The sequence below is a fragment of the Brucella pseudogrignonensis genome, assembly GCF_031454375.1.
Taxonomy (GTDB): Bacteria; Pseudomonadota; Alphaproteobacteria; order Rhizobiales; family Rhizobiaceae; genus Brucella; species Brucella pseudogrignonensis_A.
The window spans coordinates 1-5,171 of sequence record NZ_JAVDQT010000019.1 but is presented as its reverse complement, the minus strand read 5'-3'; the positions used below and the strand labels follow the sequence as shown (position 1 = coordinate 5,171).

The following is a 5,171-nucleotide window of genomic DNA, read 5'->3' as shown; positions in this document are numbered from 1 at the left end:
GCAGATCGCTACAATCATCGCATTGGTAATGACGATTATTCGCAGCCGCGCGCACTGTTCAACCTGTTTGATGACGGCCAGAAGGCGCGCCTGTTTTCAAACATTGCAGCCGCAATGGGTGGGGTGCCGGGCTTTATCGTCGAACGTCAGCTGGCACACTTCAAGCTGGTTCATCCAGAGTATGAAGCTGGCGTTCGCAAGGCATTGCATAACGCCCATGGATATCAGGCCAATACGATTGCTGTTAATGAGGAAGTGGATGCAGCGGAATAACCGCCCATTTTCTTCATTTTGTGAAAAGCCGGATGCCCCCGCTCCGGCTTTTTGCTTTTCACTAAGACTTTAAATCCGCTGCAACTGATTTGCTGATTGCCTTTTCCCATCAAGGAAGGCTATGCCCGACGTGATAAATATGAAGGAGCAGAAATGCGGCTTGGCGGACGCCTTCAGGCGGCGATAGAGGTTTTAAACGATATTGAAGCGGGTAAACGCCCGGCTTCCGACGCACTGAAGGATTGGGGTGCATCGCATCGCTTTGCCGGTGCGGGTGATCGCGCGGTGATTGGCAATATTGTTTATGATGCACTGCGCCGCAAATTGTCTATCGCATGGCGTATGGATAGCGATGATGCGCGCGCATTGGCCTATGGGGCGTTGGTATCCGAAGGCGGCTTGGATTTCGCAGCCATTGATACAGCGCTCGACGGCGATAAATTTGCTCCTGAAGCGCTGAGTGCAGGACCACGCGAAGCATGGGCAAACCGTGATGTCGGGGATGCTCCTGAATATATTCGCGCCGATGTGCCAGAATGGTGTGTTCCTTCGCTTGAAGCCCAGTTTGGTGATCGCTGGGTGAGTGAGGCTGAGGCTCTTTCGACACGTCCGCCTGTTGATCTTCGCGTTAACCTGCTCAAGGCAAAACCCGAAGCGGTTATTGAAGCATTAGAAAAGGCGGGCGTTGGTAAAGCACCGTTGCTTGATCAGGCTTTGCGTATCCCTCCGATTGAAGCGCTTGGTCGTCATCCAAATGTGCAAACCGATCAGTCGTTTTTAGACGGCTGGTTTGAGGTGCAGGATTTGGGCTCGCAACTTGCCGCTTTGTTTGCTGGTGCGAAATCCGGCGAACAAGTGTTGGATTATTGTGCTGGTGCAGGCGGTAAGACGCTGGCTCTGGCCGCAGCCATGGGAAACAGTGGGCAGGTTCACGCTTATGATGCAGAGCGCGCGCGCCTCTCACCGATGCATGATCGTTTGCAGAGGGCAGGCGTTCGCAATACGCAGATCCATGGAAACCTGGATGCGTTGGCGCCGTTGATTGAACGTATGGATCTCGTTCTCACGGATGCCCCTTGCACAGGCTCTGGTACTTGGCGGCGTAGACCTGATGCAAAATGGCGTCTGAATGAGCAGCAGCTTGAACGTCGCGTGCAGGACCAGAAGGAAGTTCTGGATGCGGCAAAGCATTATGTCAAACCCGGCGGACGACTGGTTTACGTGACATGCTCGCTTTTTGCGGAAGAAAATACGCGGCAGGTGGAACGCTTTCTTGGTGAAAACAGCAATTTCTCTGAAGCAGATCCACAACACCTCTGGCAGTCAATTGTTCCTGATGCTGGTGTGATTTCACCTGTTTTTCCGGCTCGCGGCAGTGTGTTTTCACCGTTGTCGACTGATACGGATGGTTTTTATGTGAGTGTTCTGCATAGAAATACTTAAGTCCAGATGCGGATGTGTCGGTGTATTTCTGTTTTAAAGTTAAACAGATGAGATACTTTGCGCCTTATAAGAATAAATCATAATTACGGCGCTAGACAGGCGCCGTAATTATGAAGCATACTACGTATGTTGGCGCGCTGTAGATTTTGCTGGAATTGGCTGGCTACAACGCGCCTGTGATCACTTTGTTTTCCCCGACGAGTGTGGTTGCTATCCGCTCTGATAAGTTCAAAACGTCGGAGTAGAAGTATATTGCTCGTATTGGGCAAAATTTGTTGCTGTCGAGCAGAAGCTGTTATTCGCGAGCAACGCAGACATGGTGGTTGCGCAGGGTCAAGGGGCGACAGAGATGATCAAAACCATTGCAGGCAAACGTCTTCTTTACGTCATGGCGACGGAAGCGGAATATGGTCCTTATTTGAGTTCGCTCTTTTTGCCACTGATGATTGGCGTTGGGCCGGTGGAAGCAGCAATCAATCTGATGCGTATTCTGACGGTCTTTGAACAACAAGGCGAACTGCCAGACATTGTAGTGTCAATCGGCTCTGCTGGATCGGCTCGCCTGCCTCAAACAGAGGTGTTTCAGGTTTCATCTGTTAGCTATCGCGATATGGACGCGTCGCCTTTGGGATTTGAAAAAGGCTGCACACCGTTTCTCGATTTGCCTAAAGTCGTCGACATGTCGTGCATTATTCCGGGTCTACCGCGTGCATCTCTTTCGACTGGTGCGAATATCGTGTCTGGCAAAGCCTATGAAGTCATCGAAGCCGATATGGTTGATATGGAGACCTATGCGTGTCTGCGTGCGTGTCAGGCGCATGGCGTTGATCTGATCGGCCTGCGTGGCATTTCAGATGGTGCGCGTGAGTTGCGTCATGTTGATGATTGGACCGAGTTTTTGGACGTCATCGATGAAAAGCTCGCGACTGCCGTTGAGGCACTCGAAGCGGCCATTGTTGCTGGCGCACTGACACTTCCTGACAAGGATGTGTCAGTATAGGGCAAGTTTCTTCGTTTGTTTGTTGAAACGTGGCACTTCGTCCATTGCATTTTTGCCGCTTTTTATCTAGATGCTCGGCATGAGCACCACAGCAAATCCTGACACTATCCTTATCGTCGACTTTGGCAGCCAGGTCACGCAGCTTATTGCGCGCCGTGTACGTGAGGCCGGAGTTTATTCCGAGATCGTTCCGTTTCAGTCTGCGGAAGATGCCTATAAGCGCATCAATCCAAAGGCGGTAATTTTGTCGGGTAGCCCACACTCGACAACGGACATTGGCAGCCCGCGCGCGCCACAGGCGATTTTCGAGACTGGAATTCCAGTTCTCGGTATCTGCTATGGCGAGCAGACCATGTGCGCCCAGCTGGGTGGCAAGGTCGAAAGCGGTCATGATCGTGAGTTCGGTCGTGCTTTCCTTGAAGTGCAAGAAGACAGTGCATTGTTTGCTGGCGTCTGGGCAAAGGGCACCCGTCATCAGGTTTGGATGAGCCACGGTGATCGCGTTACCGCGCTTCCTGAAGGCTTCAAGGTTATCGGCACTTCGCCAAATGCGCCTTTTGCAGCCATTTCAGATGAGAAACGCAAATATTTCGCGGTTCAGTTCCATCCGGAAGTCGTGCACACACCTGATGGTGCAAAGCTTATTCAGAATTTCGTTCACAACATCGTCGGTATCAAGCCAGACTGGACAATGTCTGCCTATCGCGAACAGGCTGTTGAAGCCATTCGCAAGCAGGTCGGCAAGGGCAAGGTTATCTGTGCATTATCCGGCGGCGTTGATTCCTCTGTTGCCGCTCTTCTGATTCATGAAGCCGTTGGCGATCAGCTGACCTGTATCCTTGTTGATCATGGTTTAATGCGCAAGAACGAAGCTGCCGATGTGGTCGCGATGTTCAAAGAACATTACAATCTGCCGCTCATTCTCGTGAATGCGCAGGACCGCTTCATTGAAGCTCTTGAAGGCGAAAACGACCCGGAAAAGAAGCGCAAGACCATCGGTCGTCTTTTCATCGAAGTTTTTGAAGAAGAAGCCAACAAGCTGGGCGGCGCAGATTTCCTAGCGCAGGGCACGCTTTATCCGGACGTTATTGAAAGCGTTTCGTTCACGGGCGGTCCTTCTGTCACAATCAAGTCACACCACAATGTCGGCGGTTTGCCAGAACGCATGAATATGCAGCTGGTCGAGCCGTTACGCGAACTCTTCAAGGATGAAGTACGCGTATTGGGCAAGGAACTTGGTCTGCCTGACAGCTTCATTGGACGTCATCCGTTCCCTGGTCCGGGTCTTGCGATCCGTTGCCCGGGCGGCATCACGCGCGAGAAGCTCGAAATCCTGCGCGAAGCCGATGCGATTTATCTAGATGAAATCCGCAAGGCTGGTCTGTACGATGCAATCTGGCAAGCTTTCGCCGTTCTGCTTCCGGTTCAGACCGTAGGCGTGATGGGCGATGGTCGTACTTACGAATTCGTCTGTGCCCTGCGTGCAGTGACTTCAGTTGACGGTATGACTGCCGATTTCTACCACTACGACATGAACTTCCTTGGTAATGCGGCGACCCGCATCATCAATGAAGTTCGCGGTATCAATCGTGTGGTCTACGACGTGACCTCGAAGCCTCCGGGCACGATTGAGTGGGAATAATACACGTTTAACTTCCAAACTTATGCCGCCGCATCTTTTTCAGATTCGGCGGCATTGTTTTATACAGGGTGTATTTATTGATTGATTTCAGGCTCGACCAGTTTTCTAAGTTTATCAAGTGAATCCTGCCAGCCGAGATAACAGGCCTCAAGCGGAATAATATCCGGAACGCCTTCCTGAATGATCGTGACTTCAGTTCCAACAGATACAGCTGCCAGATCGACAGTCACTTTTATCTCGCCGGGCATGTTGGGATCGTCGAACTTGTCAGTATAGACGAGCCGCTCTCCGGGAACGAGTTCTATATAAATGCCACCAAAGGAATGCGACTCACCCGTTGTAAAATTGCGGAACGACATTTTGTGATTGCCGCCAACTTCTGCATTCAGTTCATGCACCGTACATAAGAACCCGTAAGGCGGTACCCAGCTTGCAATCGCGTCTGGTTCAATGAATGCCCGAAAGACTTTTTCGGGCTTTGCTGCGATGATGCGGTGCAGGCGAATAATATTTGGCATGATTTCCTCCCTTCACATCTCTCTTTCACGGATTATCCCGTTTAGCTTTCCCACTTTTTGTCCCTGATCCACTGCAGATATCTAGCGCAGCGCTGTCCACGGAGAAGAGCGGGGGGAGGACTTCGAATGTACTTATGTATATGGCGACAGAATCGGGCTGTTTGTGTTGGTTAAGGATTGATAAAATTGCTTTGGTTTTGCTGTGGAAAGAAACTTTGCGATTTTTTGTGAAAGTTCGTTGACAGTTTTGGTAGTTGGGGTCTATATGGCTTTCAACGAGGGCGGCGACGCTGCT

The 5,171-nt window shown here is 51.2% G+C and carries 5 protein-coding genes; 4 read left to right on the top strand and 1 reads right to left on the bottom strand.

The window, feature by feature from the left end; all coding sequences use genetic code 11:
- The 4 genes from J2782_RS22700 to guaA all read left to right on the top strand — a co-directional run.
- A partial coding sequence (locus J2782_RS22700) for a catalase-related domain-containing protein (RefSeq protein WP_310016420.1) occupies nucleotides 1-273 on the top strand: 273 nt, incomplete at its 5' end.
- A 153-nt stretch (nucleotides 274-426) separates the two neighbouring features.
- Entirely contained in the window at nucleotides 427-1,716 is a 1,290-nt protein-coding gene (locus J2782_RS22695; protein WP_310016422.1) for an RsmB/NOP family class I SAM-dependent RNA methyltransferase, read from the top strand.
- A 349-nt stretch (nucleotides 1,717-2,065) separates the two neighbouring features.
- The gene (locus J2782_RS22690) at nucleotides 2,066-2,716 is read left to right on the top strand and encodes a 5'-methylthioadenosine/S-adenosylhomocysteine nucleosidase (RefSeq protein WP_310016419.1); all 651 of its coding nucleotides are present in this window, start codon (nucleotides 2,066-2,068) and stop codon (nucleotides 2,714-2,716) included.
- Between the two features lie 79 nt (nucleotides 2,717-2,795).
- Nucleotides 2,796-4,358 carry a glutamine-hydrolyzing GMP synthase gene (gene guaA, locus J2782_RS22685; protein ID WP_310016416.1) on the top strand — a complete coding sequence of 521 codons (1,563 nt, stop codon included), beginning with the start codon at nucleotides 2,796-2,798 and terminating at the stop codon, nucleotides 4,356-4,358.
- A gap of 74 nt (nucleotides 4,359-4,432) precedes the next feature.
- Here the strand turns inward: guaA and J2782_RS22680 are convergent, their stop codons facing one another.
- Nucleotides 4,433-4,876, bottom strand: coding sequence for an SRPBCC family protein (locus J2782_RS22680; RefSeq protein ID WP_310016413.1), 444 nt, complete (start codon nucleotides 4,874-4,876; stop codon nucleotides 4,433-4,435).
- Nucleotides 4,877-5,171 lie beyond the last annotated feature (295 nt).

Bases quoted from the DNA above. Each gene is read 5' to 3' on its own strand.
- J2782_RS22680 (WP_310016413.1), bottom strand. From the start codon at position 4,876: ATGCCAAATATTATTCGCCTGCACCGCATCATCGCAGCAAAGCCCGAA.
- J2782_RS22695 (WP_310016422.1), top strand. From the start codon at position 427: ATGCGGCTTGGCGGACGCCTTCAGGCGGCGATAGAGGTTTTAAACGAT.
- guaA (WP_310016416.1), top strand. From the start codon at position 2,796: ATGAGCACCACAGCAAATCCTGACACTATCCTTATCGTCGACTTTGGC.
- J2782_RS22690 (WP_310016419.1), top strand. From the start codon at position 2,066: ATGATCAAAACCATTGCAGGCAAACGTCTTCTTTACGTCATGGCGACG.